We start from the raw sequence: 1,503 nt of genomic DNA, 5'->3' as shown, positions 1-1,503 counted from the left end.
ACGGTGCCTCGGATCCTGAAGCCGGACGCGAGACATGATGGCTCGCCATCCGGGCGACCTTGATGGCCCCGGGCAGGAGGAGAGCGACCGCCACGAGCCAGAACAGGCGCATGAACCCCACGACCCAAAGCCCCCACAGCAGCACCAGGCAAACGGACAGAAGCCAGGGAGCAATCCTGTGATGGGTGGGGTGCCGCGTGACGTCGGGGAGGGCGTCCGCTGCGCGAGGCCGAGCCCACACAATATTCAGGGCGATGGCAAGGAGGCCAAGCCCGAGGGTATAGGCCACGAGCTCACGCGCCTCGGGCGAGAACCCCAGAGCGCTGAGGACATCGAGCGTGGCCCACCCGAAGCCGAACCACCCGACGAAGAGCGCCAGCCGCCGAAACCAGAACCGGGCGGCATCGGCGGATAATGGGATGACGCAAAAGCGCTCCGCATCCTGCGGCCTGCCGATGTCCGGCGCCAGGAGAAATCGACCCAGGACCAATGCCAAGCGCAGGACCACGGCCGCGACCAGATACACAAGAACGACCTGCCGCAAGAGTGGCGGCCAGTCGAAGGCGAGGAACGCACCGACGCTCCCGAGCCCGAAAATTGCCACTTCGCTGACGCCGAAGGCGAGACGCAGGCCGATCGTGCGCATCCGGGCGGACGCCGTGTCAATGGGTAGCGCAACGATCCGCTGCTGCGGGTGGGCGGTGACCCTCCTGAAGAGCCATTCGGTTCCAGCACCCAGGGCGATGAACCCGAGGACGAGGATCAACACGCCGAGGAGGCTGCGGCCGCGCAACTCGGCGAGCAGGCGATCCGCAGCATTGCGGAACTCGCCCGGCAGGCGCGGCGCGGCCGCGGTGAGGGCAGCGAGATGGTCCCGCATGCTGGCGGTCCGAGCCGCCATCATCTCGGATCCGGTCATCTCGGAGGCTGTCGTCCGGGTGGCGGCCGGCGACTGCTCTGCGATTACCGGCGAGGACTTCTGCTGTTGGTCGACCCAGCCGCGAACGGCAGGATCCTGCATGAGGTTCAGGAGCTGCTGCACCTGGGGCGGGGGAGGGTTCTGCGTCGACGGGGCTTGGGCGTTGGCGGACGGAGCCCCCGCCCATACAAAGAACAGCAGTGCCAGGCTGCCAAGCAGCCGTGCCGGTGCGTCGTGGTCGAGGTGCATTCTCATCATTGAAACCGCCGCCTTTCAGAGAGCGCCTGTTTCCGGTTCAACGCAAGTGCTCCGTACCGAGGCCGAGCCGTGCAGGCGAGTGGCACGAAGATGACAAGGATCAGCACAACCGGACGCGGACCGCATCCGCACCAACCGCCAGCATCAGATCTTGACGCTTGGTGCGCAGCCGCCGTCGTGTTCCCGGCCCGTGACCTGAAGCGGCGGGTCGCCGGAGCCGATCCGATGATGCGAACCCTGCTCGAGGAGCGGATCGGCCACCTGAAGGCGCGTCCGGGATGCGAGTTCTCCGACGATGTCCGGCGGCTGCTGCGCACGCGGCTGAC

The 1,503-nt window shown here is 67.3% G+C and carries 1 protein-coding gene and 1 pseudogene; both read right to left on the bottom strand.

Annotation, left to right across the window (positions count from 1 at the left end):
* Positions 1–1,177, bottom strand: a pseudogene (locus FS320_RS43240) (mechanosensitive ion channel family protein); the annotation flags it as partial.
* 144 nt (positions 1,178–1,321) lie between these two features.
* Positions 1,322–1,503, bottom strand: a 182-nt coding sequence (locus FS320_RS46825; protein ID WP_162003634.1) for a hypothetical protein, incomplete at its 5' end; no start/stop codon positions are given.

This window comes from Microvirga tunisiensis (assembly GCF_009296175.1).
Classification (GTDB): domain Bacteria; phylum Pseudomonadota; class Alphaproteobacteria; order Rhizobiales; family Beijerinckiaceae; genus Microvirga; species Microvirga tunisiensis.
Note: the sequence above shows the minus strand (reverse complement) of the source record. Positions and strands in the feature narration are given on the sequence as shown.